The organism is Pseudovibrio sp. Tun.PSC04-5.I4, from assembly GCF_900104145.1.
Taxonomy (GTDB): domain Bacteria; phylum Pseudomonadota; class Alphaproteobacteria; order Rhizobiales; family Stappiaceae; genus Pseudovibrio.
Window position 1 is genome coordinate 482,214 of sequence record NZ_FNLB01000006.1, and the last position, 24,750, is coordinate 506,963.

23 protein-coding genes are annotated in these 24,750 nt (G+C 50.4%); 12 read left to right on the top strand and 11 right to left on the bottom strand.

Going from position 1 to position 24,750, the window contains the following annotated elements:
• The first annotated feature begins 93 nt into the window (after positions 1–93).
• The 5 genes from BLS62_RS07230 to BLS62_RS07250 all read left to right on the top strand — a co-directional run bounded on the left by BLS62_RS07230 (position 94) and on the right by BLS62_RS07250 (position 2,748).
• Entirely contained in the window at positions 94–474 is a 381-nt protein-coding gene (locus tag BLS62_RS07230) for an AtpZ/AtpI family protein (protein WP_093178745.1), read from the top strand.
• 52 nt (positions 475–526) lie between these two features.
• Positions 527–1,294 (top strand): F0F1 ATP synthase subunit A, encoded by a 768-nt coding sequence (locus BLS62_RS07235; protein ID WP_093178748.1) that lies wholly within the window; start codon positions 527–529, stop codon positions 1,292–1,294.
• Between the two features lie 73 nt (positions 1,295–1,367).
• Positions 1,368–1,595 (top strand): F0F1 ATP synthase subunit C, encoded by a 228-nt coding sequence (locus tag BLS62_RS07240; protein WP_093178751.1) that lies wholly within the window; start codon positions 1,368–1,370, stop codon positions 1,593–1,595.
• Between the two features lie 101 nt (positions 1,596–1,696).
• Positions 1,697–2,251 (top strand): F0F1 ATP synthase subunit B, encoded by a 555-nt coding sequence (locus tag BLS62_RS07245; RefSeq protein ID WP_093178753.1) that lies wholly within the window; start codon positions 1,697–1,699, stop codon positions 2,249–2,251.
• An 11-nt stretch (positions 2,252–2,262) separates the two neighbouring features.
• Complete coding sequence (locus BLS62_RS07250) at positions 2,263–2,748, top strand: F0F1 ATP synthase subunit B family protein (RefSeq protein WP_093178756.1); 486 nt, start codon at positions 2,263–2,265, stop codon at positions 2,746–2,748.
• A 444-nt stretch (positions 2,749–3,192) separates the two neighbouring features.
• Here the strand turns inward: BLS62_RS07250 and BLS62_RS07255 are convergent, their stop codons facing one another.
• Both BLS62_RS07255 and BLS62_RS07260 read right to left on the bottom strand, forming a co-directional pair.
• Positions 3,193–3,849, bottom strand: coding sequence for a ribonuclease HII (locus BLS62_RS07255; RefSeq protein WP_093178759.1), 657 nt, complete (start codon positions 3,847–3,849; stop codon positions 3,193–3,195).
• 53 nt (positions 3,850–3,902) lie between these two features.
• Entirely contained in the window at positions 3,903–4,958 is a 1,056-nt protein-coding gene (locus BLS62_RS07260) for a PA0069 family radical SAM protein (protein WP_244283627.1), read from the bottom strand.
• Between the two features lie 183 nt (positions 4,959–5,141).
• On the opposite strand from BLS62_RS07260, the gene BLS62_RS07265 reads away from it, so the two are divergent.
• From BLS62_RS07265 to BLS62_RS07280, 4 genes are all read left to right on the top strand, one after another.
• The gene (locus BLS62_RS07265; protein WP_093178765.1) at positions 5,142–5,735 is read left to right on the top strand and encodes a glycosyltransferase family 2 protein; all 594 of its coding nucleotides are present in this window, start codon (positions 5,142–5,144) and stop codon (positions 5,733–5,735) included.
• A gap of 32 nt (positions 5,736–5,767) precedes the next feature.
• The gene (locus BLS62_RS07270; RefSeq protein WP_093178768.1) at positions 5,768–6,466 is read left to right on the top strand and encodes a ceramidase domain-containing protein; all 699 of its coding nucleotides are present in this window, start codon (positions 5,768–5,770) and stop codon (positions 6,464–6,466) included.
• Between the two features lie 100 nt (positions 6,467–6,566).
• Positions 6,567–8,876: an NADP-dependent malic enzyme gene (locus tag BLS62_RS07275; protein ID WP_093178771.1), complete on the top strand. Its 2,310-nt coding sequence runs from the start codon at positions 6,567–6,569 to the stop codon at positions 8,874–8,876.
• Positions 8,877–9,012: 136 nt separating this feature from the next.
• Positions 9,013–9,507, top strand: a complete 495-nt coding sequence (locus BLS62_RS07280; RefSeq protein WP_093178774.1) for an Mpo1 family 2-hydroxy fatty acid dioxygenase — start codon at positions 9,013–9,015, stop codon at positions 9,505–9,507.
• Positions 9,508–9,524: 17 nt separating this feature from the next.
• Here BLS62_RS07280 and BLS62_RS31340 read toward each other — a convergent pair whose 3' ends face one another.
• The gene (locus BLS62_RS31340) at positions 9,525–9,695 is read right to left on the bottom strand and encodes a hypothetical protein (RefSeq protein ID WP_200798624.1); all 171 of its coding nucleotides are present in this window, start codon (positions 9,693–9,695) and stop codon (positions 9,525–9,527) included.
• A gap of 107 nt (positions 9,696–9,802) precedes the next feature.
• Here BLS62_RS31340 and BLS62_RS07285 point away from each other — a divergent pair, with 107 nt between their 5' ends.
• Positions 9,803–10,705 carry a LysR substrate-binding domain-containing protein gene (locus BLS62_RS07285; protein ID WP_093178777.1) on the top strand — a complete coding sequence of 301 codons (903 nt, stop codon included), beginning with the start codon at positions 9,803–9,805 and terminating at the stop codon, positions 10,703–10,705.
• A gap of 67 nt (positions 10,706–10,772) precedes the next feature.
• Here the strand turns inward: BLS62_RS07285 and glyS are convergent, their stop codons facing one another.
• The 6 genes from glyS to BLS62_RS07315 all read right to left on the bottom strand — a co-directional run bounded on the left by glyS (position 10,773) and on the right by BLS62_RS07315 (position 19,270).
• Positions 10,773–13,010 (bottom strand): glycine--tRNA ligase subunit beta, encoded by a 2,238-nt coding sequence (gene glyS / locus BLS62_RS07290; protein ID WP_093178780.1) that lies wholly within the window; start codon positions 13,008–13,010, stop codon positions 10,773–10,775.
• Between the two features lie 204 nt (positions 13,011–13,214).
• Positions 13,215–15,491 (bottom strand): beta-glucosidase family protein, encoded by a 2,277-nt coding sequence (locus tag BLS62_RS07295; RefSeq protein WP_093178783.1) that lies wholly within the window; start codon positions 15,489–15,491, stop codon positions 13,215–13,217.
• Between the two features lie 254 nt (positions 15,492–15,745).
• Positions 15,746–16,702 carry a glycine--tRNA ligase subunit alpha gene (locus BLS62_RS07300; RefSeq protein ID WP_093178786.1) on the bottom strand — a complete coding sequence of 319 codons (957 nt, stop codon included), beginning with the start codon at positions 16,700–16,702 and terminating at the stop codon, positions 15,746–15,748.
• 262 nt (positions 16,703–16,964) lie between these two features.
• On the bottom strand, positions 16,965–17,165 hold the full coding sequence (locus tag BLS62_RS07305; protein ID WP_093178789.1) for a hypothetical protein: 201 nt from the start codon (positions 17,163–17,165) through the stop codon (positions 16,965–16,967).
• Positions 17,166–17,237: 72 nt separating this feature from the next.
• Positions 17,238–18,098, bottom strand: a complete 861-nt coding sequence (locus tag BLS62_RS07310) for a S49 family peptidase (protein ID WP_093178792.1) — start codon at positions 18,096–18,098, stop codon at positions 17,238–17,240.
• Between the two features lie 194 nt (positions 18,099–18,292).
• Entirely contained in the window at positions 18,293–19,270 is a 978-nt protein-coding gene (locus BLS62_RS07315) for a uracil-DNA glycosylase (RefSeq protein WP_208990728.1), read from the bottom strand.
• Positions 19,271–19,660: 390 nt separating this feature from the next.
• Here BLS62_RS07315 and BLS62_RS07320 point away from each other — a divergent pair, with 390 nt between their 5' ends.
• Positions 19,661–21,340: an electron transfer flavoprotein-ubiquinone oxidoreductase gene (locus tag BLS62_RS07320; RefSeq protein WP_093178798.1), complete on the top strand. Its 1,680-nt coding sequence runs from the start codon at positions 19,661–19,663 to the stop codon at positions 21,338–21,340.
• Between the two features lie 152 nt (positions 21,341–21,492).
• Entirely contained in the window at positions 21,493–21,984 is a 492-nt protein-coding gene (locus BLS62_RS07325; protein ID WP_143521530.1) for a hypothetical protein, read from the top strand.
• A gap of 221 nt (positions 21,985–22,205) precedes the next feature.
• On the opposite strand, the gene nadC is transcribed toward BLS62_RS07325, so the two are convergent.
• Positions 22,206–23,069 (bottom strand): carboxylating nicotinate-nucleotide diphosphorylase, encoded by an 864-nt coding sequence (gene nadC, locus BLS62_RS07335; protein WP_093178807.1) that lies wholly within the window; start codon positions 23,067–23,069, stop codon positions 22,206–22,208.
• Entirely contained in the window at positions 23,066–24,700 is a 1,635-nt protein-coding gene (locus BLS62_RS07340; protein WP_093178810.1) for an L-aspartate oxidase, read from the bottom strand. The genes nadC and BLS62_RS07340 overlap by 4 nt, the downstream gene beginning before the upstream one ends.
• Positions 24,701–24,750: the final 50 nt, after the last annotated feature.

Sequence of the window (24,750 nt, forward strand, 5' to 3'; positions counted from 1 at the left end):
TTGACAGTCCTCACCACCGGCATTATGGTGCCCCCGACTTTCAGGGGCTTCTCAAGTCTTTGAGCTACCTGCTGCTATGAAGGAAGAATGTAGATGTCTCCCGAAGAGAATAAGCAGAGTAAAAAAGACACGAAAGAAACTGAAGGTCACCTGTCTGAGCGACTAGAAAAACTAGGCAAAACTCTGGACACTCACTTGGACCGCTCCTCTGAAAAAGAGGCAACGAACAAGACGAGTACCAGTGCACTGTCTGGCCTATCGCAGGCTTGGAAGATCTCTTCTGAGTTTGTCGCTGCTATCTTTGTCGGGGGGGCACTCGGCTGGATGGCGGATAGTTGGCTCGGAACCAAGCCTTGGGGGATGATCATTCTTCTGATGCTTGGCTTTGCAGCAGGAGTTTTGAATGTGCTTCGGGAAGCGGGCAAAGTTGCTCAGCCTGAACGTCGTTTAAACTCACGCGACAAGCAGGATTAACTAATTCATCGCGCTCTTGCGCTCGTAAATTGGCACTTCAGGGGTACTACCTGTGGCTGGAAATTCAGGCAACGCGATCGATCCGATCCACCAGTTTCAAATCTCCAAGATCTTTCCTGTGGAGATTGGCGGTGTTGATTTCTCCTTTACCAACGCTTCCTTGTTCATGGTTGTGACTGTCGCTGTGGCGACCTTGTTCCTCGTTCTGTCTACCAACAGACGGGGCTTGATCCCTAGCCGGATGCAGCTCATGGCGGAAATGTCCTATGAGTTTGTTGCTGCTACACTGCGCGGATCAGCTGGAAATGAAGGTATGCGGTTTTTCCCGCTCGTCTTCTCCCTGTTCATGTTCGTGTTCGTCGCAAACATGCTCGGGATGTTCCCATACTTCTATACCATTACAAGTCAGATCATCGTGACATTCGCACTGGCGATGTTGGTGATCGGAACTGTAACGATCTACGGTTTCTTCAAACACGGTACAGGCTTTCTTAAGTTGTTCGTCCCTAGCGGCGTTCCAGCTTTGGTTATCCCGCTTGTCAGCACGATTGAAGTTATCTCTTTCCTTTCCCGTCCGGTTAGCTTGTCCGTTCGTTTGTTCGCAAACATGCTTGCTGGTCACATCACACTGAAGGTTTTTGCAGGCTTCGTTGTAATGCTCACAGGTGCAGGTGCTATCGGCATTGCATCCGCGATCTTACCTCTGGCGCTCACAGTTGCCATCACGGCTCTTGAGTTCCTTGTGGCCTTCCTTCAGGCTTACGTCTTTACCGTTCTTACGTGCATGTATCTTGCAGATGCGCTCCATCCGAGCCACTAAGTAACGCGTAGAATCCGGGTTTCGTACCCAAAACAAAGTCATAGACGATATTGCTAATTTAGGAGCACATGTCATGGAAGCAGAAGCAGCAAAATACATCGGTGCCGGTATCGCCTGCCTTGGTATGGGTGGTGCAGCTCTCGGTCTTGGAAACATCTTCGGCAGCTTCCTTGCCGGCGCGTTGCGTAACCCATCTGCAGCAGATGGACAGTTTGGCCGCCTTATCCTCGGCTTTGCTGTGACCGAAGCTCTCGGCATCTTCTCTCTTCTCGTTGCACTTCTTCTGCTGTTCGCAGTTTAATCGACAGAGAGATTAGAGCGTTTTCTTAGGGACGGTCTCTATTCATAGGGGCCGTCTTTAAAGACTAGAAAGCGTTACGAAGAGCGTTCACGGAGAAGCCGATGTCGAATACTCAAGGCAACCAACTGAATACAACTGCCGAAGTCGGCATTGTAGAGGAAAGCGGAAACTTTCCTCCGTTCGACAGCACGACTTACCCGTCTCAGCTGTTGTGGTTGGTTATTTCGTTCGGCGTATTCTACTGGGTTATGTCGAAGGTGGTTCTGCCACGCATCGGCGGAATCCTTGAAGATCGCCGCGATCGTATCGCAGGTGATATGGCTGAAGCATCCCGTCTCAAGCAAGAGACAGATGAAGCCATTGCTACCTACGAAAGTGCTCTTGCTGAAGCGCGCAAAAAGGCTGGGTCTCTGGCTCTGGTTGCACGTGATAAAGTAAAAGCAGAATCAGAGAGTGCCCGCGCAGTTGCTGAAGAGCAGTTGGCAGCTAAGCTTTCTGAATCTGAACAGAGCATCTCCAGGATTAAAGCTGAAAGCCTGTCTCACGTTGGCGAAATTGCTACCGAGATAACAGGTGAGCTTGTGAAGACACTGATCGGTGGCCGCGCTCCAGCAAAAGCTGAAGTGGCGAAAGCCGTTGAAGCCGCACTTAAGTAAGGGGTGACAGAATGTTCGATGCAACCTTATGGGCACTCGTTGGTCTCATCCTTTTCTTTGTCCTGCTGTGGTACCTGAAAGTACCTGGCAAGATTGGTGCAATGCTTGACCAGCAAGCGGATAATATCAAGCAAGAGCTTGAAGGCGCCCGCAAGCTGCGTGAAGAAGCGCAGGCTCTTATGGCCGAGTACCAACGCAAGCGCAAAGAAGCTGAAGCTGAAGCCACCCAGATCATTGCTGACGCGAAAGTCGAAGCTGTTCGTCTGGCTGATGAAGCCAAAGCGGCTGTTGAAGAAATGATTGTACGCCGCACCAAAGCAGCTGAAGCGAAAATCGCTCAAGCTGAAACAAACGCGGTTGCAGAGGTTCGTGCTCGTGCTGCAGATGTTGCAGTTCTAGCAGCTGAAACCATCGTGACTTCAAGCACAGCTAATAAAGAAGTCGGAGACAAGATTATGGCCGCAAGCATCAAGCAGGTTTCATCCAGCTTGAACTAAAGCGCATTCCGTTTGATTGGCAACAGTCAAACACGCAGAAAGCGCTAGGTATCAGATCTTAGCCACTTCCATTAAGAACATAAAAAGGCTTCCGACTATCGGGAGCCTTTTTCTTTTGTGGTGCCCAAAAGAGTTGCGGGTGAGAGTTAATTCCGTCTTCTTGGTCTAATTTATTTCACAGATCATGCCCAATAAAATCTAAGAGCTTGATTGGCGTTTTATGGCAGCGCCCTCTCGGATTGCTGACGGGACCATCTTATAAGAAGCACTTGCATGGCGTCGGTATAATAGGCGACCGTTTTCATCGGCATTGGATGTTTGTCTCCTAATCAAGTGATCATAGAACTCTTGTGCAGTGGACAACGCTGTTTTAGTTACAATCTTTGAAGTACCAATGGGCATGTAAATTCTCTATCCGGCCTGCATCTCAATTAAGCTCAACATTTATCCAGCCTCAATCCTTTCTCGAATAGGCCGGAAAGAGCAGCGGTGCAGGGGCGTAACGCCGTGTGTCGCGAGAGCTTCTTGATGTACTTTGGTGCCATAACCCTTGTGCTTGGCGAACCCGTATTCTGGGAAGTGCTGATCCATTTTCACCATCAGCCGGTCCCGTGTGACCTTGGCGACGATGGAGGCGGCGGAAATGGCAAGGCAGCGCCCATCGCCTTTAATCAGGGCCTGACCTTCATAGGGCAGGTGAGGCGGCACATCTCGTCCATCAATGAAGAACCGCTTCACAGGGCTGGTTAAACCCCGCGCACAAGCGCGCATGCCTTGCAATGTAGCTTCGCGAATATTGATGCGGTCAATGGTTTTGGCACTTTGTACGCAAATGCTCACCTCAGCAGAGTCTAAAATCTGCTCAAACAATTCTTCCCGCTTATGTTCCGTTAGTTTTTTGGAATCGTTGAGACCCACAGGAAGATTGTCATAGTCGAGAATAGCAGCAGCGATCACAACAGGACCAGCCCATGGGCCGCGGCCTGCTTCATCAATGCCAGCGAACTTGCCAGTCAGATTCTGCTCAACAGTGCGTTCAAACGCAAGGTTTGGAGCATCAGGAAAAGCGATATTGAAGAGGGAATTTGTTGAGTGAGACATAGCCCTCTTTGCCACGCAGGAGCGAGTGTTTCAAGCTATGCTCTAGCTGTCCTCTACAGTAATGAGAGTTGCACACCGCCGCAGGTTGGCTTGATGAAATGCTCGGTAGAGAGTCTGAATGACCTGGGTGATAATCCTTTATTCTTGCAGGTAAGCTGGAACCGCTTTGCCAGGTGATCTGCATAAGGGCCTTTGCCTTTGAACCGCTGGTTCCACTGGGCATCATAATCTTTGCCATCCCGCATAGATCTCAGAAGGCTCAACACGCGGCGATAACTCCCGGGAACTTCGCGTAGCAACCATTCCTTAAACAGCTCTGAGACCTCTCTGGGTAATCGCAGAAGGATATAACTCGCCTCGATGGCGCCATGTTCCTTGCAGATCCCCAAAATGCCTTCCAGCTCATGGTCAGTTAGGCCGGGAATGATCGGCGCAGCAAGGACCGCAGTTGGAATGCCAGCATCGGATAGGGCCTTAATCGTTTGCAAGCGTCGTGCCGGTGTAGAAGCCCGTGGTTCAAGGCTGCGCGCAATCTTCCGGTCAAGCGTTGTTACAGAAATTGCCACCTTTACCAATTTGCGTTTTGCCATATCACTCAGAATATCAATGTCTCGCATCACCAACGCGGATTTGGTGACGATGGTGACGGGATGTCCTGTTTTATTCAGAACTTCCAATATTCCCCGCATGATCTGATGTTGCCGCTCAATTGGCTGATACGGATCGGTGTTGGTTCCAATTGCAATGGGCTTTACTTGATAGGAGGGAGCTCCCAATTCGCGCTCCAGAACCTCAGCTGCATTGGGCTTGGCAAACAAGCGGCTCTCAAAGTCCAACCCCGGTGACAACCCAATAAACGCATGGCTTGGACGCGCAAAGCAGTAGATACAGCCATGTTCGCATCCCCGGTACGGATTAATTGAGCGATCAAACGGCAAATCAGGGGAGGTATTGCGGGTTATGATAGTGCGAGCGGTTTCGATCTGCACTTCAGTTTTTATGGGTGGAAGTTCATCAATTGTTCCCCAACCATCATCCGCCAATTCGCGCGTTTCGCTCTCAAACCGCCCAGACTTATTGGAACGCGCAGCACGACCTTTGCCCGTCATGTTGATCGGTAAAGCGATACCATCAGTTTCTGGTATCACGGTATCTGATGGGTGATTAAGTGCAGTTGACATGAACGACGCACTTCCATTTAAATTGAGAACATAAGTGGAACATCACTTAGTTTCGGAGGATATGCAAGCCATGACTTTTTGGAAATTTACAAATCGGTGTAAACACTAGCAATGATTAGTGCACTTATTCCAACAAAGGACAGTGAACGCCTACTGGTTCACACATTGTCTTCCCTGGTCTCTGCCTCGGCAGAAGGCATCTTGAAAGAAGTTGTTGTCGCCGATGGCGGCTCAACAGATAACAGCGCCATCGTTGCCGATGCCAGCGGAGCGGATTGGATTGAAAGCGGCAATGATGCTGGCTCAGCATTATGCGCCGGAGTGGAGGCGTGTAAACGAGGAGATTGGGTGCTGGTCATCAAACCGGGTGCAATACTGCAAACAGATTGGCAAAACGAAGCTGTGGGCTTCATCGAACGAGCGAGCCGCACCAGGCAGCAAGGGACGATTGTGGGAGTGTATTCCTATCGTTCAGAGGAGTTTGGAGTCTTGGCTCGAGTCAAGCAGACACTGATTGGGTTAAAGCATGCGATGTGGAAGACGACATGTTATGACTTGCCATTTCTTGTGCAGAAAAAATATCTGCAATCCTGTTTAGCGCGCGCGCCAATGCTGAGTGTTAACGCGCAGCTCCAGAAAATTCTGAGGGCTAGTCGAGTACATTGGTTGAACAGTACAGTGGTGTTTCAACGCAACGAAAGTTAGAGCGTTGCATATGCCGGTACCTTGGAGAGGTTATGGATTGGAATCAGCATTTGAACCAATACTGCGAAAGAACCTCGGAGGTATTTTGGTCTGAGCCGCTGAATGCGCTCAGCAATGCCGCGTTTATCATAGCGGCGTTGATTGTGCTTAAAATCTGGTTTACCGCGCAGAAGAACGCAAAAAACACCAGTTCCACGCAAACCAACGCAAACGATTATTCTTCCTTGTTTCTAATAGGTTTGCTGGTAGTCATTGGCGTTGGATCGTTCCTCTTCCATACCTTTGCGACGCAATGGGCCATGCTCGCGGATATTATTCCCATCGCGATATTTATGCTTGCCTATTTCTTCCTCGCAACACGCTGGTATATGCGCGCAAGTTATTGGCTTGCTTGGGGTTCCACGCTTCTATTCTTGGGTGCGATGGCATTTGGTCCAAAGTTATTCTCTGGCTTGCTTGGTTCTACGGCAGGATACGCCCCAGCGCTTCTGGCTATTTTCCTATTCGCAATACTGGTCAGATCAACAAATCACACCACATCAAAAGCACTTTGGTGCGCAAGTATTATCTTCACTTTGTCAATGGGGTTTCGGATTTTAGACGAACCAATCTGTTCAATTCTACCAGTTGGTACACATTCTCTGTGGCATATTTTAAATGCTACGGTTTTGTTTATTCTAATTCGCGCATTTATACGCTTTAAGACTTACTTATATGGTGCAGCTTCCTAAGCGATGGTCTAGGTTTTTGCAAAACGCGACATCTGAACCGGTAATCCTGGTGATTCTCGGTGGCGAGCCGCTCATCAAACAGGTCAGGCAAGAATAGAAAATGACGGAAAAAAAACGCCCTACCTCTGGCGAACTCGACGAACAAGCCCTTTTTTACCACGAGTATCCGCGCCCGGGTAAACTAGAGATCCAAGCTACTAAGCCACTCGGAAACCAACGAGATTTGGCTTTGGCATACTCCCCGGGTGTTGCAGCGCCATGTCTCGCAATTGCAAAAGACCCGTCAAAGGCAGCTGATTACACTGCAAGGCAAAACCTTGTTGGTGTGATTTCCAACGGGACCGCCGTTCTTGGTCTCGGTGCGATTGGTCCGCTGGCATCCAAGCCTGTCATGGAAGGGAAAGCTGTTCTCTTCAAAAAATTCGCAGGCATCGATGTTTTCGACATCGAGGTGGATGAAACCAACGTTGACAAGTTCGTCGATGCGATTTCTGTTCTTGAACCGACTTTCGGCGGGATCAATCTGGAAGATATTAAAGCACCTGAGTGCTTTCAGATCGAGAAGCGCCTGCGCGAAAGAATGAATATCCCAGTTTTCCATGATGACCAGCACGGAACTGCAATTATTGTGGCAGCTGCTGTGCGCAATGGCATGGAGTTGGCTGGAAAAAAACTAGGCGATATCAAGGTAGTTGCTTCCGGTGCTGGTGCCGCCGCTCTGGCTTGTCTCAACCTTCTTGTTGCTTTGGGTGTTAAGCGTGAAAATATTTGGGTGACAGATATTGAAGGCGTCGTTTATGAAGGCCGCGAAAGCCTCATGGATGAGTGGAAATCTGTTTTTGCCCAGAAGACCGACAAACGTACGTTGAACGATGTCATTGATGGCGCTGACGTTTTCCTTGGTCTTTCCGCAGCTGGCGTACTGAAGGCGGAAATGGTCGCCAAAATGGCAAAACGCCCATTGGTGATGGCTCTTGCCAACCCGAATCCGGAAATTATGCCGGAAGATGCGTTAGCTGTTCGTGATGATGTCGTAATGTGTACTGGTCGCTCGGACTACCCGAACCAGGTCAATAACGTTCTGTGTTTCCCCCATATTTTCCGTGGTGCGTTGGACTGCGGAGCGACCACAATCAACGAAGAAATGAAGTTGGCGGCTGTTGAAGCAATCGCTGGTCTCGCACGCGAAGAGCCGACGGACGTAGTTGCCAAAGCCTACGGCGGTGTGGTTCACACGTTTGGTCCAAACTACCTGATCCCGTCTCCATTTGATAATCGCCTGATCCTTCGCATTGCACCCGCTGTTGCAAAAGTGGCAATGGAAACAGGCGTTGCGACCCGGCCGATAGAAAACTTCGACACCTACATGGATAAGCTGAACCGCTTCGTGTTCCGATCCGGCATGGTGATGAAGCCTATCATCACGCAGGCAAAATCCGATAAGCAGCGTGTTATCTATGCCGATGGCGAAGACGAACGCGTTTTGCGTGCAGCGCAGGTGGTGATCGAAGAGGGGCTGGCAACTCCTATCCTCATAGGTCGTCCGCAAGTACTGGAAAACCGTTGTGAGCGCTTCGGTCTCCGCATTCGTCCAGGCAAAGACTTTGAGTTCGTAAATCCGGAAGATGATCCACGTTACCGCTCTTATGTTGATACATTAGTGGAGCTCGTGGGGCGCAAAGGTGTTACGCCGGAATCAGCCAGAACAATGGTGCGTACCAACTCAACTGTGATTGGCGCTTTGGCTCTGCATCGTGGAGAAGCAGATGCGCTTATCACTGGTTTGGAAGGGCGTTTTGACAAGCATTTGCGTGATATTTCCAATATCATTGGTGTTGCTGATGGCGTAGAAGATTTCTCAACATTGTCTTTGCTGATTAATGCCAGCGGCACGTATTTCCTCGCAGATACCTACGTTACGGAGTGTCCATCTGCCGAGGAAGTTGCAGAAATCACTCATCTGGCATCTGAACAGATCAAACGCTTTGGTATTACACCGCGCGCTGCTCTGCTATCACATTCCAACTTTGGCTCCAGAACGTCTGCTACGGCAAAAAAGATGCAGGATGCTTTGCAGCTGATCTGGAAGCAGATCCCTGATCTTGAAGTAGAAGGTGAGATGCATGGTGATGCTGCGTTGAAGCCAGAAATTTTGAAGCGCTATATGCCAGATGCGCATATCTCAGGCCCTGCAAACCTGTTGGTTTTCCCAACCTTGGATGCCTCTAACATTGCGTTGAACCTTATCAAAGCGATGACGGATGCGCTTCATGTCGGCCCAATTCTGCTGGGTGCAAAGAAAACCGCACATATTATCACGCCATCCGTAACATCTCGCGGTATCGTGAATATGACGGCTCTGTCCGCAGTGGATGCGCAATGCCGTAAGGAAAACGCTGGCACTTGCTAAGCGTCACACTGATAGAACAAACCCTTCGGCGGCTATGGGTCAATTTGGCCGCCGAGGTTTTGTCAGCTTGAAATAGCATTCCCTACAAGGCATTCTGTCCGCATCGATTAGGTGTTTATATTACGGGGAGGGTGATATGAGCTTTTCTGAGGCGACGGGACGTCGTATTGATCGGCTGCTGGGCGAGTATGGCGAAAGCCATCAAAATCATCAAAACAAAGCAATCCATTGGGTGTGTGTGCCGGTTATATTCTGGACTGTAACGGCTCTGTTTTGGTCTATCCCGACACCTGTTGGCATGGCAGAGATTTCGCCATGGCTCAACTGGTGTACGCTGGCATTGGGCCTGAGCGTGCTTTATTACCTATCTTTATCATTCACACTTGCGATTGGTATGGCAGTGTTTTCTGCTGTTATGGTCTGGGTTAATGTGACCTATCAGCAGTTAGGGTTTGGGATACCGCTCTGGCAAACTGCACTGGTAATCTTTGTTATGGCATGGGTTGGCCAATTTATCGGCCATCATATTGAAGGGAAAAAACCATCCTTTTTCAAGGATGTGCAGTTCCTTTTGGTTGGACCTGCTTGGCTAATACATTTTATTTACAAAAAAATTGGCATTCCATATTAAAAATTAAAACGCAGTCGTCAAGGCTGTGTTTTTTCTGGGTTGATGTAAACATCACCAATTTCACGAAGGTCCATGCGGCGCAAGTCTGGATGAGAGAGTGGGTCTGCGCAATAAGGTTTTGAATTACCTGTAGATTTTGGTTTGTGAGATGACTTGCCATTCAGCAGGCCCATCAGAAGAGATTTCATTGTCATTTCCTTTGGTTTTGATGAGGCGACAATGCGCCATTTGCTTTAAGAGTGCTATCTGGAATAACTAAACCCCAGTTTAGAATTACTTCTCGGAACCGTACTCGATGAAAAATCTCAGTCAGGTAAGTCTGGCAGGCCTACGTGTTGTTGAAGCTGTGGGCCGTTTGGGCTCACTCAAAAACGCATCAGAAGAGCTAGGTATCACGAGTGGTGCCATTAGCCAGCAATTGCACAAAACAGAGGATCAGTTGGGTCGTCCGCTCTTTTTGAGGGAGCCCGGTGGTTTAAAGTTGACAAACCTTGGAGAGGAAATCTGCAGGGGATTATCGCTTGGCCTCAAACAGATATCACAAGCTGTTGCGCTGGCCGATCGGGATAGAGAAGAAAGCCTGTTCCTCTCAGTTGCGCCGCTTCTGGCAGAAAAATGGTTGGTCTGGCGGTTAAAAAGCTTCATGGAGGCGAACCCGGATATCAATCTGAGGCTGGATGCCAACGACCAACTGATAAACCTCAACCATTCTGACGCGGATGCTTGCGTGCGGGTTCATAAAAGAGCGCCTGAAGATGTTTATTCTGAACGTCTCTGTGAGCATTTTATTTACCCGGTGTGCTCTCCAGAGGTCGCAAGTCGCCTTAAAGACCCGCAGGATCTACTGAGTGAAGGCGTCATTCGCGATTATAACTCCTATTATAAATGGAGCGATTGGTTGGCCCCATTCGGGCTTAAGGAAAGCCAACTGCCTAAAGGCCACGGGTTCTCAAATGCATCGCTTTGCATGGATGCGGCCATTGCCGGGCACGGTGTCTTTTTGGGGTGGGATACATTGGTCGCAAATGCAGTGAAACAAGGCCAACTGGTCATTCCGTTCAAGCATCGTTGCTCAACTGGCCGCTTCTATTGGTTCATCTGTCGGGAAGGTGCGCTGCGCAATCAAAGCGTTAGAAAACTTAGAGATTGGCTGAAAGAAGAAATCGCTCAAACAGCCGTTGAGTATGAAAATCTCTGACGTCGTGAATTCAAAAAGCCCGGCCACTCTAAAGAGCACCGGGCTTTAAAATTTCTATAAGGCTGGATTAACCTGAGATTTTGGAGAAATCAGCAACCTGATGAACCGCTGCGCGGATTTCAGAGAGGATCTTCAGGCGGTTCTCACGAACTTCAGCCTTTTCCGCATTCACATGAATGTTCTCAAAGAAGCCATCCACTGGGCCGCGTAGTTTCGCCAAAGCACCCATTGCACTACCGTAATCCGCAGCTTCAACAAGTGGCTTGATCTCAATTAAAACATCATTCAGAGCGCTGACAAGGTCTTTTTCGGCCTGTTCTTCCAGCAGAGCAGCGTCAGGTTTGCCTTCAAAGGCTTTGCCGTCTTTCTTCTCTTCCGCACGCAAAATGTTTGCAGCACGCTTGTAACCAGCCAGAAGGTTTGCTCCATCTTCAGAGCCAAGCAGAGCAGTCAAAGCTTCAGCCTGTTTCACGATCAACAGTAGATCATCCTGACCGCCAACAGCCAGTACGGCATCAATCATATCATGACGCACGCCTTTGTCTTTCAAGACGACCTTCAGACGCTCCGCAAAGAAGCTCATCAGATCATCGATAAGACCGACTTCCAATGAGGTCTCAGGAATCTTGTCTGAAACATTGGCCAGAACAACATCAGCAGCCTTGGAGACCATGGCAAATATGTCTTTAACAACACTTTCGCCAGCTTCACCCTTGCCAATGAATGGCAAGTCAGACAGGGCGCTCTCACCACGGGCAGCTGCAATGTCAGCAAGGTTACGGCGCAGGCTTTGAACAAGTACATCACGCAATGGCAAGCGTAAATTGTTGTCTAAAATGAGCCGGATCACACCAAGGGCAGCACGGCGCAGTGCAAATGGATCTTTAGAGCCGGTTGGCTTCTCGTCAATCGCCCAGAACCCAGCAAGAATGTCCAGCTTGTCAGCAAGAGCAACAGCGATGGAAACAGGTGCACTTGGAACATCATCGGATGCGCCTGCTGGCTTGTAGTGGTCTTCAATCGCCTGAGCAACAGCAGGTTCTTCACCCTGCGCTTCAGCATAGTAACGACCCATTAGCCCCTGAAGTTCAGTGAACTCAAAGACCATTGCTGAGACGAGATCAGCTTTTGCCAGATGAGCGGCACGTTTGGTCTGCTCAACATCAGCACCAACAAGTGGCGCGATTTCGGCAGCCAAGCGTTCCAGACGTTCAACGCGAGCGGCAACAGTACCCAGCTTCTCATGGAACACGATGTTCTGAAGCTTGGAAACGTTGCTTTCCAGCTGGGTTTTGAGATCAGTTTCCCAGAAGAATTTCGCATCGGAAAGGCGTGCGGAAACAACCTTCTCGTTACCGGCTATGATCGTGCTACCGCCGTCTTTGGCAACGATGTTTGCTGTCAGCGCAAACTTGTTGGAAAGGCTGGAGTTGGCAGGATCACGCAACACAAAGTTTTTCTGGTTCACTTTAATCGTGAGCTGAATGACTTCGTCCGGCAGCTTTAGGAAGCTTTCGTCGTAAGAACCAATGAGAACAGTAGGCCATTCGTTAAGGCCAGCCACTTCTTCCAAAAGGCCTGCATCTTCAACCAGCTCAAGGCCAAGAGCCATTGCAGCATTCTTGGCATCGGTGTCGATGATGTCTTTACGGCGGTCTGCATCCAGAACAACCTTAGCGGCTTCCAGCTTGGACATGTAGTCTGCAAGGCGGCGCACTTCGATTGCATCCGGCGCCATGAAACGGTGACCATATGTGGTCTTGCCAGATACAATGCCGTCAACTTCAAACGGCACAACTTCAGGCTCTTCCGTCTCAGGACCGAAGGTACAAACAACTGAATGCAGCGGGCGTACCCAACGCAGGCTACCAGAGCCCCAGCGCTGGGATTTTGGCCATGGGAAGTTGCGAATGATGCCAGGCATCACATCAGCAACAATGTCCTCAGTTTTGCGGCCAGCTTTCTCAATCACAGCGACGTAGAAATCACCTTTTTTCGGGTCATTGTGGACGTCTGCTTCATCAATTGAAGAAAAACCTGCACCGCGAAGGAAACCCGCCAACGCTTTTTCGGGCGCGCCAACGCGCGGCCCTTTGCGTTCTTCACGTGTTGCTTTGGATGCTGCAGGAAGGCCAGCAATGTGCAATGCCAGACGACGCGGTGTGGCATAGGCTTTAGCGCCTTCATACGTCACACCTGCATCAACAAGAGCATTGGTGAGGAGGGATTTTAAATCCTCCGCCGCACGACGTTGCATACGAGCGGGAATTTCCTCGCTAAAGAGTTCGAGGAGAAGATCGGGCATTGGAGAACGACGCCTTTAACTGGTCAATCAATCGCGAATTCTGGATTGCTTAGTGCCTAGCAATAGTAAAGGACATTGTCACCCCCATCAGGCATGCGAACACTGTTATTGAGCAAAAAACGCGGCATCAACACCTGCCATCAACAGGGGTGTGTACAGTGCAAGCTGTTTCGCTATGCATCAACGTATCGAGCAGACACTCGATCAGACTGACACAACGGAGACTTTCGCCGCACTCCCACTCAGGTTTAATTGCGCCTGGATCTCATTGTGATCATGACTTGAACCGCCCACAATCACATCATAAGCAATGCGCTCAACAACCATCTGGTTGCTTTGAGTATCAAAGATCGCAAGTTCTTCCAGTGGTATGGACAGGTCGGTGATAATGCTTTCTCCAGCCTGGATCGTGAGCCGCTTAAAGCCTTTTAGTTCTCGTGGTGCTCGCTCCACAGAAGATCCTATCGGCGCAATGTAAACCTGCGCCACTTCATCGGCTGTCCTATCGCCCGTATTCGTCACGATGAATTGCACACGGATATTGCCGTTTTGCAGTGTCTCTGGTGGAGTAACCAACAAGTCAGCGTAGGTAAATTGGGTGTAGGACAGGCCATACCCAAACGGATAGGCCGGTGTTACACCATCCCAATCCAGCTTCCGGTAACCGTGCCACATATCGTAGATCACCTTGCGGGCATTGCGATCAAAGTCCGGCAGATCAGCTTCACGCCGAGGAATGACAAAGGGCAGCTTCCCACTTGGTGAGATTTCGCCGGAAAGAACACGGGCAAGCGCCGTTCCACCTTCCATACCTGGATACCACAGCAATACAATCGCAGCCGGTTTGTCCTGCCACTCGTTCATGATGATCGTACCGCCACCCATCACCACAACAACGCAGTTGGAATTCACCGCACATACCTTTTCAATCAACTCCACGTCATGTGGTGGCAATCGCAGGTTTTCTCGATCCCCAGCTCCGTATCCGTCCTCTGTTCTTTGAGAGGCTTTGGGTAGTCCGGCAGATCCACCGCCTCCAAAGGCGCGCAGAAACTGAGAGGCCACCTGCGCTTCTTCGCGATTGCGCGGTTGAGGCAGAACCTGATGGAATTGAGCCGCTAAATCAGAAGGGACATGCTCGCCCTCCCATAAATGGTCATAGCCAACAACTAGGACAACAGCGTCCGCACGTTTTGCGATCTGAACGGCTTTGTTGATGTTCTGGCCTCTGTCCTGCCAGATATCCAGCTTGTGCTTGTAATAGGTTCTAAGGCCAGCCAAAGGCGTAATGACATGTGTCGGCTGTGTATCACTGGTGCCTTTGTCGCCCGTGTTTGCAACGCTTGCCAAGCGACCAATAACCCCAAGCGATTTGATGTCCTTGAAGGGAAGGAGGCCAGCGTCATTTTTCAAAAGGACAATAGATTTTTCCGCAGCCTCTTGCGCCACTTTACGAAATTCAGAGCACCCAACCAGTTTCTTCTGGTAGTCGCCTTTGTGCAGATGCCTCAGTTGTTGCAGGATAAGTCGATAACAAGCGTCCTCCAATGAGGTCTCATCCAACTCGCCCGTATTGAGAGCGTCTTCAAGTTTCTGGTGGAAGTGCAACTGAAACGGCATCTCAAGATCAAGTCCGGCTAGAGCTGCGGCCTTGCCATCGCGAATCCCGAAAATAAAGTCGCTAAGGACGAACCCCTCAAAGCCCCAGTCTTCTTTTAATAGTCCGCTGAGTAGCTCTTTGTTATGTCCGCATAACTCGCCATTTATGGAACTGTAGGATGTCATGACAGCCGCAACACCAGCGTCGACGGCCTTTCTAAAATGTGGGAGGTAGATCTCGTGAAGAGCCCGCTTGCCCACGGTCACATTCAGGGACAGTTTGGAATGCTCCATGGACGCAAGGGCAAAATTCTTCGCGCACGCCATCGCATGCTGCTGCACACCGCGAATAAGAGCTGTTCCCATTTCGCCGATTAAATAGCTGTCTTCACCGTAAGATTCCTGCGCGCGCCCCCAAGCTGGATGACGCATTAGGTTGAGGGCAACGCCACCAAACAGCGTCCCGCCTAACGCGCGCATCTCATATCCCATAACAGAGCCGATCCGTTCTTCCAGCTCTGGATCGAAAGTCGCCGCCCGCGCAATCGTGGTTGGAAAAGTTGTTGCGCCCTTCAGGACGATCCCGCGAGACCCATCTGTGAAATGAATGCCGGGCAGGTGATGTTCTGGCAATGCGCCAGCTGACCATGGAAAGCTATTGTAGCCACTGCTCATCATGTCGCTCAAACCGGGCCAGAATGAAATATCTCCATCACGCATCGCTAGTTTGTCTGCACGGTTGAGGCGGGAAACGATGGCCTGCGCAATTTGCTCATCGCTCAACTTTGGACGCGCCGAAACCGCAGAAACTTCACTTGGCTTCGGATTGGGAGAGACAACAGCGCTGTCATTTTCAAGAGCCTCGACACTATCAGCAGTCATGGAAAGGAAAACTCCGCGAATACACCCCATTTGGATCAGCGGAAGGATACGCAGGCAGCTGGCAACGGGGATTTAAACGACATAACCCAACAAGGGATTGGAGTAATCGTTATCCAATAGGTGCAGCAGAAAGGAAACCTGCGGATTCTCAGCAGGGATGTTTCAAGGAGTCAGGAGGCAAAGCTTGGAGAACACAAAAAATGCCGAGACATTTCTGCCCCGGCATTCAAAAAAGAACTGAGCATGCTCAATCACTAACCGGTATAGCCAACACCGCCCGCTTCGGTCTGCAAGAAGGCGGCACCACACGCTTTGGAAAGCTCGCGAACACGCAGAAGATAACTCTGACGCTCAGTCACAGAAATAACACCGCGTGCATCAAGCAGGTTGAATACATGGGAACATTTAAGGGCTTGGTCGTAAGCTGGTAAAACAACTTTCTGCAGGCCGTCACCTGCCTTGTCCATTGCTTGTGCACTTGCAGCCAACAGGCGCTTACATTCTTCTTCATGATCCTTGAAGTGGCGGAACAGCATTTCAGTATCGGAATGCTCAAAGTTATGACGGGAATATTCCTGCTCAGCCTGCAAGAATACGTCGCCGTAAGTTACTTTTTCATCGCCCTCAAGGCCGTTGAAGTTCAGATCGTACACGTTGTCAACGCCCTGTACATACATGGCAATGCGCTCAAGACCATAGGTCAGCTCGCCAGAAACCGGCTTACATTCAAAACCGGCAACCTGCTGGAAGTAAGTGAACTGAGAGACTTCCATGCCATCACACCAGCATTCCCAACCAAGGCCCCATGCGCCAAGAGTTGGGTTTTCCCAATCATCTTCCACAAAGCGCACATCATGAATTTCGGTGTCGATACCGATGGCGCGAAGACTTGCAAGGTAAAGGTCCTGCAAGTTTGCTGGAGACGGCTTCAGGAGAACCTGAAACTGGTAGTAGTGCTGTAAACGGTTCGGGTTTTCACCATAACGACCATCGGTCGGACGACGGGACGGCTGCACATAAGCAGCTTTCCAAGGGCGTGGACCAAGTGAGCGCAGTGTCGTCGCTGGGTGAGAGGTGCCCGCGCCAACTTCCATGTCGTAAGGCTGCAAAATAACACAGCCCTGATCTGCCCAGAATCTCTGGAGGGTCATAAGAAGACCCTGAAAGGACTTGGTTGGCTGCATATGTGCCGGAACGGCTTCACTAGACATGGGAGTGCTTCCTGAAAATCCAAAATGTGCTGCGCAGAAATAGCGCTAAATCCAAGTTGGGCACAGGTGCCACGTCAAACAAGGAAGGTCAAGCATTCCAGCCGAATGTTTCGCTGTTTACCGCGTATTTAACAGGCTTGGAGTGCAGTTCGCTTGGGTGAATTCTACCAAGCTTTGAGATTATTCGCCTTAATCAACGATGATTAACCCGCACAAAAAGTGTCATGCGGGCGCAGCAAAATGGCAAGTAATCTCGCGCAACCTAGTAGTTGCTGGTAGGGCGGTACTTGCCAGTTACCGGGTCTTGAACCAGACGTGTATATGCTGGATCAACCGTCCGTTTGCGAGCTGTCGCATAGGCTGGCTGCTTGTTAAATGCCATATTGGAAAGCTCTCTTTTGATGGTTTTGTAAAGAGCATAACCGCCTGCAATCAAAGCAACAGTTCCCAAAACTTCAGTCATCTACATTTCCTTCCATCACTTATGTGAAGCCCTATTTTTGTAGGCCAATTTTGTCAATCTTATGGAGATCGCTCAAAGACCGAACTTTGCCCAAAGGCTTCTTTCTTCCAGTGTCGATAATGCGGCGGCGGGTATTGTGCCAGCGGCTTCAGTCAAGCTGCCCTGCAAATTTGCACCGGGTAGAAAGCGGCCCAAAAAGCGTTTTTTGCCGCCAATCATCTTTGTCTTAGTGTCTTTGCCAAAGCGTTCGCGGATGGTGGAGTGGAGATCACCAATGCCATCTACAAGGCCAAGATCCCGCGCCTTAACACCTGTCCAGAACAAACCGGAGAACAGATCTTTGTCGTCACTTAACACGTCACCGCGGCGGCTCTTCACCATGTCGATGAACATCTCATGGATTTCGTGCTGCAATGACTTCAGATGCTCGATATCTTCTTTCACTTCCGGAGCGAATGGATCGAGCGTTACTTTCTTTTCGCCGCTGGTATAAACGCGGCGCTCAACGCCAGCTTTGTCCAATAACTGGGTAAACCCAAAACCAGCAGACACAACACCGATAGAACCGATGATTGAGGACGGATCGACAAGGATGTCGTCTCCGGCCAGCGCAATCATGTAACCGCCAGAAGCTGCTACATCTTCAACAAAAACAAGAACTTGTTTCTCGTTTTCTTCTGCCAGTTGGCGAATACGTTTGAAGATCAGGTGAGATTGAACAGGAGACCCACCGGGAGAGTTGATAGTGAGGGCAACAGCCGGAGCTTCTTTAATGCTAAAAGCAGTTACCAGCGCCTCTTCAACACTGCTCAGGCTCAAGCCTGCCTTCAGTGGAGAGGACATACCAATCGCGCCACTCAAACGAACAACAGGAACAACAGGTTTCACTTCACCCAATTTGCCCGGAAGGTAGGCGCGCAGCTTGTTCAACAACTCTGAAATCTCCTTTGTATCGGTAGTCTGATTGCAACTGGATCACTCTGCTCTCACTCAATATAGGCAGCTATTTGCAACTGAGAAGACCGAGGGGCAAAAGAAATGGAAAAAATAGAAATAAAACCCCTGTGATGTGATCTAGGCAACAAAATTGCGCTAGATCATCATTCAGCTTTGAGGAAAAGCAGGGATTAATCCGTGGTGTCCAGTTCAGCGCGGATCTGCAGCATATCACGCCATGCAAATCGTTTTTCCGCAGGGCTGCGAAGAAGATCGGCAGGGTGATAAGTCGCGATAGCACGGCGTTGCTTGTGCTCGCCGTCAAAGGACAGCCAGCGCCCACGAAGTTTGCGAATGCCATCACGGACACCGCTCAAGGTTTTGGCAGATGCAGCTCCCAGAAAAACAACCAGCTCAGGATCAACCAACTCAATCTGTTGTTGAATGAACGGACGACAAATCTCAGTTTCCTGCGGGGTTGGGGTGCGGTTTCCCGGCGGACGCCATGGCATCACATTGGTGAGATAAACGTTTGACCGATCATAATGAATGGCTTTCAGCATCCGGTCGAGTAAATGACCGGAGCGGCCCACAAACGGCACACCTTGAAGGTCTTCGTCCCGACCCGGTGCTTCGCCAATGAACATGATCTTCGCATTGGGATTACCATCACCAAACACGAGGTTTTTCGCGGTCAAACGCAAGTTACAGCCATCAAATCCAGTGAGGATACGGCGCAAATCATCCATCGTCTTTGCAGAGCTTGCTGCATTGCGGGCAGCTTCAACCGTCTCCGCATCGGGGATAACGGCGCTTCCGTCACCCACAGATGTGGGCAGGGAGGAGGTGACTGAGGCCTCTCTAGCAGCCTTTTGCCGTTCCAGAATTTCCCGCGCAGCTTGTTTCGCTCCGGGAGGGACACCGTTCTCGCGCATATTCCGCGCCATTTCGGCTGGCGAAACGCTGAGGTTCTTTGGTTGGCGTTGAATTGGGATCGGTTGCGAGCTTGCTTGAGCAAGTGGCTGTTGTTGAACAGGTCGTGCCTGTTCCTGCGTTTGCGCAAAGCGGTCCACCGGAGCCTCTTCCAGCGCACAGTCAACACCGACAGCGCTTAGGAACTCCAGATAGGTCTCTATTTCGGCGGCATTTGCGACAGGAACTTCAGACATAGCCATTCACTCATTGTGGCACACAGCACGGCACATGCGAAAGGGTATAACTCTTTTGCAATGCACCATCGGAAGGCAACACGCCATCCCACTCTATATTCAATATGGAGGGCCAAGTGTCCAATGGAAAAACAAGTTTGTGCGGACTCTGTTGGGATCTAACCTTATTCACGCACGCAGAACTGGGGAAATCAGTATTTTCCCTTGCGAAAGCAGGCGATTATGCAGTGGGTGAACCCCACGTTATGCACCTTAAAACGCATTGCACAATAGTATCCGGTCAATTACACAGATATTAAATAAAGTTTTGACGCTTGATGCGCGTAATAGAGGGCGCTGCCACATCATTTGACGCGAAATGGCGTGGCTAAAGTGTGAAGGGAGAATATTATGTCTGAAGGGGAAACTCTGCCAGAGCGTGAATCCATGGAATTTGATGTGGTTGTCGTGGGCGGTGGTCCGGCTGGTCTCTCAGCAGCAATCCGCATCAAGCAGCAGGCGCAGGAGAAGGGCGAAGACATCTCCGTTGTTGTGCTGGAAAAGGGATCTGAGATCGGCGCTCATATTCTGTCGGGTGCTGTGATTGATCCAATCGGGATCGACAAGCTCATTCCAGATTGGCGTAAAGATGAAACTGCACCTATCAAAACGCCAGTAACCGCGGATCAATTTAACCTGCTCGGCCCTGCTGGTGGCATTCGTCTCCCAAATTTCCTCATGCCTAAGTTGATGAATAACCACGGCAATTACATTGTGTCTCTTGGCAATGTTTGTCGCTGGCTCGCGGAAAAAGCAGAAGCGCTCGGTGTGGAAATTTATCCAGGCTTTGCAGCAGCTGAAATGCTTTACGACGAATCCGGCAAAGTAATTGGTGTTGCTACTGGCGATATGGGCGTTGCACGTGACGGGTCTCACAAAGACGGTTACATGCGCGGCATGGCTCTGCTTGGCAAATATACGCTGATTGCAGAAGGCGTGCGCGGCTCTCTTGCCAAAGTCCTGATCGACAAATTTGACCTTGACCGTGATAGTGATCACCCAAAGTTCGGCATTGGTATCAAGGAACTATGGGAAGTTGAACCGTCCAAGCACAGGCCGGGACTGGTGCAGCACTCCATGGGCTGGCCGCTGGACGGCAAAACGCAGGGTGGCTCATTCCTCTACCATCTGGAAGACAATCAGGTTGCGGTTGGGTTTGTTGTAAACCTCAACTACCAGAACCCGCACATCTCTCCGTTTGATGAATTCCAACGCTTCAAAACACATGCCGGCGTGAAAGACGTATTTGAAGGTGGAAAACGCATCTCATACGGCGCACGTGCGATCTCCGAAGGGGGATATCAGTCCGTACCCAAGCTGTCTTTCCCCGGCGGCTTACTCATTGGGTGTTCCGCTGGCTTCGTCAACGTGCCGCGCATTAAAGGCTCACATAACGCAATCCTCTCCGGCATTATAGCCGCAGATATGATTGTGGAGTCGCTGGGCCGCGGCGAGGCACATGAGGAGCTGGACCAGTTCGACAGCGCATGGCGCGGGTCCGCAATCGGCAGGGATCTGTGGAAGGTACGCAATGTAAAGCCTTTGCAAACCAAGTTTGGCAGCCTTCTCGGTATGGCGTTTGGCGGCTTTGATATGTGGACCAATGAGCTGCTTGGCTTCTCGTTCTTTGGCACCATGAAGCATGGTAAAACCGATGCGGCGAGCATGAAGCCTGCGAAGGACTGCAAAAAGATTGATTACCCGAAACCAGACGGGAAGATCTCTTTCGACAAGCTGTCCTCTGTTTTCCTCTCCAACACCAACCACGAGGAAGACCAGCCGATCCATCTCAAGCTGCGTGACGAAACCTTGCAAAAGCTTTCAGAACACGATGTTTATGATGGTCCATCAAACCGTTACTGCCCGGCGGGCGTTTACGAGTGGGTGGAAGAAAACGGCGAGCCACCCCGCTTCCAGATCAATGCACAGAACTGTGTTCACTGCAAAACCTGTGACATCAAAGACCCGAACAGCAACATCACCTGGACCGTTCCAGAAGGCACCGGCGGACCAAACTATCCGAACATGTAAGTTGTGGGATAAGTTAGAGATTACAAAAAAGGCACGGTCATCTGATCGGGTCTTTTTTGTTGGTATTACCCTGAAGAAATTTCGTTCTGGATTTTTAACTAAATTTCTCTTCTAATAGAATGTGTTTCATTGTTATTTTTTTAGGTTTTATTATGTCTCAGCAAGAAAGATATTGGAGAGAACTTGATCAACTGAAAGTACATAATATCTATTTAGCGCTGTATTTTGAAAAGACTTACTACTGGGATTTATGGACCAAAATTATACTTGCTGTTGCCAGCAGCAGTAGTATTGCTGGTTGGGCAATTTGGCAGCAGTTTTCTTTTGTTTGGGGTTTAATTATTGCCACATCTCAAGTTCTAAATGCAGTAAAACCGTTTCTTCCTTATTCGAAACGTTTAAAGGCATTACAAAGTGCTAGCGGTGAACTAGAAGCACTTTTTATTGTTATGGAAGATCGTTGGTTTGAAGTTTCTCAAGGTAATATGAACAATCAGGAAATTCACAAAGTGACAATGGGCTTCAAAGAGAAGAAAAGACAGATAATGCAAAAGCATATGTCTGGCCTAACTCTACCTCACAATAAAAAAATGATGGACGAGGCAGTTGCCAAAGCAGTAGAATATTTCGAGATATTTGGATGACTTCGGAGGCTCTAATGAACAGATTAGGAAAGAATGTTGCTAAGGTGCAAAATGGAGGTACAAGGTGGCTTAAATCCGCCTCTAGTGGCACTCCGATGCCTAAAGTAGTTCCACCCAAAGGCGTTATTTCTCAGAGTGAGAAAATCAGGCCTTCGTCCTCTAAGAAAGCTTCAAGTAAAAACAAGTAATTATGAATTTACTTGAAACTAAGCTAGTGCGCCTTACCCGATCTCTATGTCCAGCCCAAGATCAAGCACCGGTGCTGAGTGGGTGATCCAGCCGGTTGAGATGATATCAACGCCAGCTTCGGCAATCGCCTGAATGGTGGAAAGCGTTACGTTTCCAGAGGCTTCCAGCACAGCCTGACCCTTGTTGATCTTAACAGCCTGCTTCAAAAGCTCTGGCCCCATATTGTCCAGCATCACCACATCTGGCTTGGCTGTCAGGGCGTCCTTCAGCTGTTCCAGTGTATCCACTTCCACCTCAATGCGCACGAGATGACCTGCAAAGGCACGAGCGCTTTTGATGGCGGGAATAACACCTCCGGCAACAGCGATGTGGTTGTCCTTGATCAAGATGGCATCATCCAACCCAAAACGGTGGTTCATGCCGCCGCCACACCGCACCGCATATTTCTCGAAACTACGCAGGCCCGGAGTGGTTTTGCGGGTGCACACCACTGTTGCGTTGGTATGCGTTATTTTGCGTTGAAATGCGTTGGTCGCGCTCGCAACACCAGAAAGGTGGCTGAGGAAATTCAGCGCCACACGTTCCGCTGTCAAAAGCGAGCGGGCAGGGCCATAAATGCGAGCAACAATTGTGCCCGGCTCCAACTTATCCCCGTCCTGCGCCAGGACGCTAACATCAAGGCTCGGATCAACCTGACGAAACGCGGAAAGGGCCAGATCGATGCCAGCTAAAACACCGGCCTGCCGAGCAGCAATAACACCAGTCGCTTTTGCATCTGTTGGAATTGTAGCTTGCGAGGTGATGTCACCCGCACGGCCAAAATCTTCCAGCAGCGCAGCCTTAACGGCATCATCCACCATCAACAAAGAGAGTTCAGGCAAAGCGGGGCGGCTCATAGCATGTCTTCCTTGGCAAGGGCCATCTGTCCAATATCGCTGGCAACGGCTTCATTAGCCAGTGCCTCAATTTTTGAAAGCTTGGTGTAAGAGCGGCTTGCCACATCGCTCTTCTGCGGGAAGTCGGAGCGGAAATGCCCACCACGGCTTTCTTCGCGAAGCAGAGCAGAGCCGGTAATCAGCTTAGCTGCGATGACCATGTTGCGGATGGAATCGCGGCGACACAACTCTTCCGCTTTGTGCAAGCGTGCTAACGTGCTTTGCAAACCTTCTGCGTCACGCACAACCCCAACATGGCGAGACATGAGAGAGCGAACCAGAGAAACCACAGCCCGTTCCTGCGGATTGCGCTTGGACGCCAGATCCTCGCGGTTATCAATTTCGGCCCAATGATGCACCCGGTGGTGCGGCATCAGTGCCTGAATGTCTTCAGCAATACGGGAGGCAAAGACAACAGCTTCCAGCAAGGAGTTGGAGGCAAGGCGGTTTGCCCCATGCGCGCCAGTTGCAGCAACTTCACCGGCAGCCCAAAGATTATCAACGGAGGTCCGGCCAGAGGCATCCGTCATAACACCGCCCATGTGGTAGTGCGCAGCAGGAGCAACAGGGATAAGACCCTTGACCGGATCAATACCAGCTTTCTGACAAGCGGCATAAACGCGGCTGTAATGCTCAGGAAAACTTGCCCCAATCGCCTCGCGGCAATCAAGGAAGGTACTGCGGCCCTCAGTAATTTCAGTATGGATCGCACGGGCAACAACATCACGTGGTGCCAGCTCAAGATCAGGGTGAACACCTTCCATAAAGCGGCGGCCTTCGTTGTTGACCAGAATAGCGCCATCACCGCGAATAGCTTCACTTGCAAGTGGAGCTGGGTCCAAATCAACATTCAGCGCTGTAGGGTGGAACTGCACAAACTCGGCATCGGAGATCAAAGCACCAGCGCGTGCGGCCATAGCAAGGCCATGACCATTCGCTTCGCCCGGATTTGTTGTGGTGCCATAAAGATGGCCAATACCACCAGAGGCCAACACAACCGCTTTGGCTGGAATGGTAATGCGCTGCGTACCACCACGACGGCGGGCCATGATGCCGGTGACATAGCGCCCCTCGGTAATCAGCTGAGACCCGATATAGCCTTCAAGGATACGAATGCTGGGCGTTTTATAAGCTGCTTCAACAAGCGCCTGCATAATGGCTTCACCAGCCATATCACCGCGGACACGAACCACACGGCTGCTGGAGTGGGCTGCCTCGCGGGACAGCGCCAACTTGCCAGCAAGATCCTTGTCAAAAGGAACGCCGTAATCGAGCAGATCATGAATACGCTCGGACGCCTCGCGGGTCATGCCTTCCACGATGGAGGCCGCACAAATGCCGTCACCAGCGATGAGCGTGTCTTGCGTGTGGGAGATGTGGGAATCGCCTTCGGCCACAGCCGCTGCAATTCCGCCTTGAGCCCAGGCAGAGGAGGTTCCAGTACCAATGGGAGCATTGGTAACAATCGTAACTGGTCGCGGCGCAAGCTTGAGCGCACAGAACAGGCCAGCAAGGCCCCCGCCTAAGATTACGACATCATCGACGCCGTTAAGGGCGATCGCAGGGGCGAGAGAGGAACCGAACTGAGACATTACAGATATTATTCCAGACTTAGGGGGATCTGACCGAAAATGCCAACGGC

Excerpts from the sequence above, each read along its gene's own strand:
- BLS62_RS07230 (WP_093178745.1), top strand. The coding sequence starts at position 94 with ATGTCTCCCGAAGAGAATAAGCAGAGTAAAAAAGACACGAAAGAAACT.
- BLS62_RS07240 (WP_093178751.1), top strand. The coding sequence starts at position 1,368 with ATGGAAGCAGAAGCAGCAAAATACATCGGTGCCGGTATCGCCTGCCTT.
- BLS62_RS07245 (WP_093178753.1), top strand. The coding sequence starts at position 1,697 with ATGTCGAATACTCAAGGCAACCAACTGAATACAACTGCCGAAGTCGGC.
- BLS62_RS07250 (WP_093178756.1), top strand. The coding sequence starts at position 2,263 with ATGTTCGATGCAACCTTATGGGCACTCGTTGGTCTCATCCTTTTCTTT.
- BLS62_RS07255 (WP_093178759.1), bottom strand. The coding sequence starts at position 3,849 with ATGTCTCACTCAACAAATTCCCTCTTCAATATCGCTTTTCCTGATGCT.
- BLS62_RS07260 (WP_244283627.1), bottom strand. The coding sequence starts at position 4,958 with ATGACGGGCAAAGGTCGTGCTGCGCGTTCCAATAAGTCTGGGCGGTTT.
- BLS62_RS07265 (WP_093178765.1), top strand. The coding sequence starts at position 5,142 with ATGATTAGTGCACTTATTCCAACAAAGGACAGTGAACGCCTACTGGTT.
- BLS62_RS07270 (WP_093178768.1), top strand. The coding sequence starts at position 5,768 with ATGGATTGGAATCAGCATTTGAACCAATACTGCGAAAGAACCTCGGAG.
- BLS62_RS07275 (WP_093178771.1), top strand. The coding sequence starts at position 6,567 with ATGACGGAAAAAAAACGCCCTACCTCTGGCGAACTCGACGAACAAGCC.
- BLS62_RS07280 (WP_093178774.1), top strand. The coding sequence starts at position 9,013 with ATGAGCTTTTCTGAGGCGACGGGACGTCGTATTGATCGGCTGCTGGGC.
- BLS62_RS31340 (WP_200798624.1), bottom strand. The coding sequence starts at position 9,695 with ATGAAATCTCTTCTGATGGGCCTGCTGAATGGCAAGTCATCTCACAAA.
- BLS62_RS07285 (WP_093178777.1), top strand. The coding sequence starts at position 9,803 with ATGAAAAATCTCAGTCAGGTAAGTCTGGCAGGCCTACGTGTTGTTGAA.
- glyS (WP_093178780.1), bottom strand. The coding sequence starts at position 13,010 with ATGCCCGATCTTCTCCTCGAACTCTTTAGCGAGGAAATTCCCGCTCGT.
- BLS62_RS07295 (WP_093178783.1), bottom strand. The coding sequence starts at position 15,491 with ATGACTGCTGATAGTGTCGAGGCTCTTGAAAATGACAGCGCTGTTGTC.
- BLS62_RS07300 (WP_093178786.1), bottom strand. The coding sequence starts at position 16,702 with ATGTCTAGTGAAGCCGTTCCGGCACATATGCAGCCAACCAAGTCCTTT.
- BLS62_RS07305 (WP_093178789.1), bottom strand. The coding sequence starts at position 17,165 with ATGACTGAAGTTTTGGGAACTGTTGCTTTGATTGCAGGCGGTTATGCT.
- BLS62_RS07315 (WP_208990728.1), bottom strand. The coding sequence starts at position 19,270 with ATGTCTGAAGTTCCTGTCGCAAATGCCGCCGAAATAGAGACCTATCTG.
- BLS62_RS07320 (WP_093178798.1), top strand. The coding sequence starts at position 19,661 with ATGTCTGAAGGGGAAACTCTGCCAGAGCGTGAATCCATGGAATTTGAT.
- BLS62_RS07325 (WP_143521530.1), top strand. The coding sequence starts at position 21,493 with ATGTCTCAGCAAGAAAGATATTGGAGAGAACTTGATCAACTGAAAGTA.
- nadC (WP_093178807.1), bottom strand. The coding sequence starts at position 23,069 with ATGAGCCGCCCCGCTTTGCCTGAACTCTCTTTGTTGATGGTGGATGAT.
- BLS62_RS07340 (WP_093178810.1), bottom strand. The coding sequence starts at position 24,700 with ATGTCTCAGTTCGGTTCCTCTCTCGCCCCTGCGATCGCCCTTAACGGC.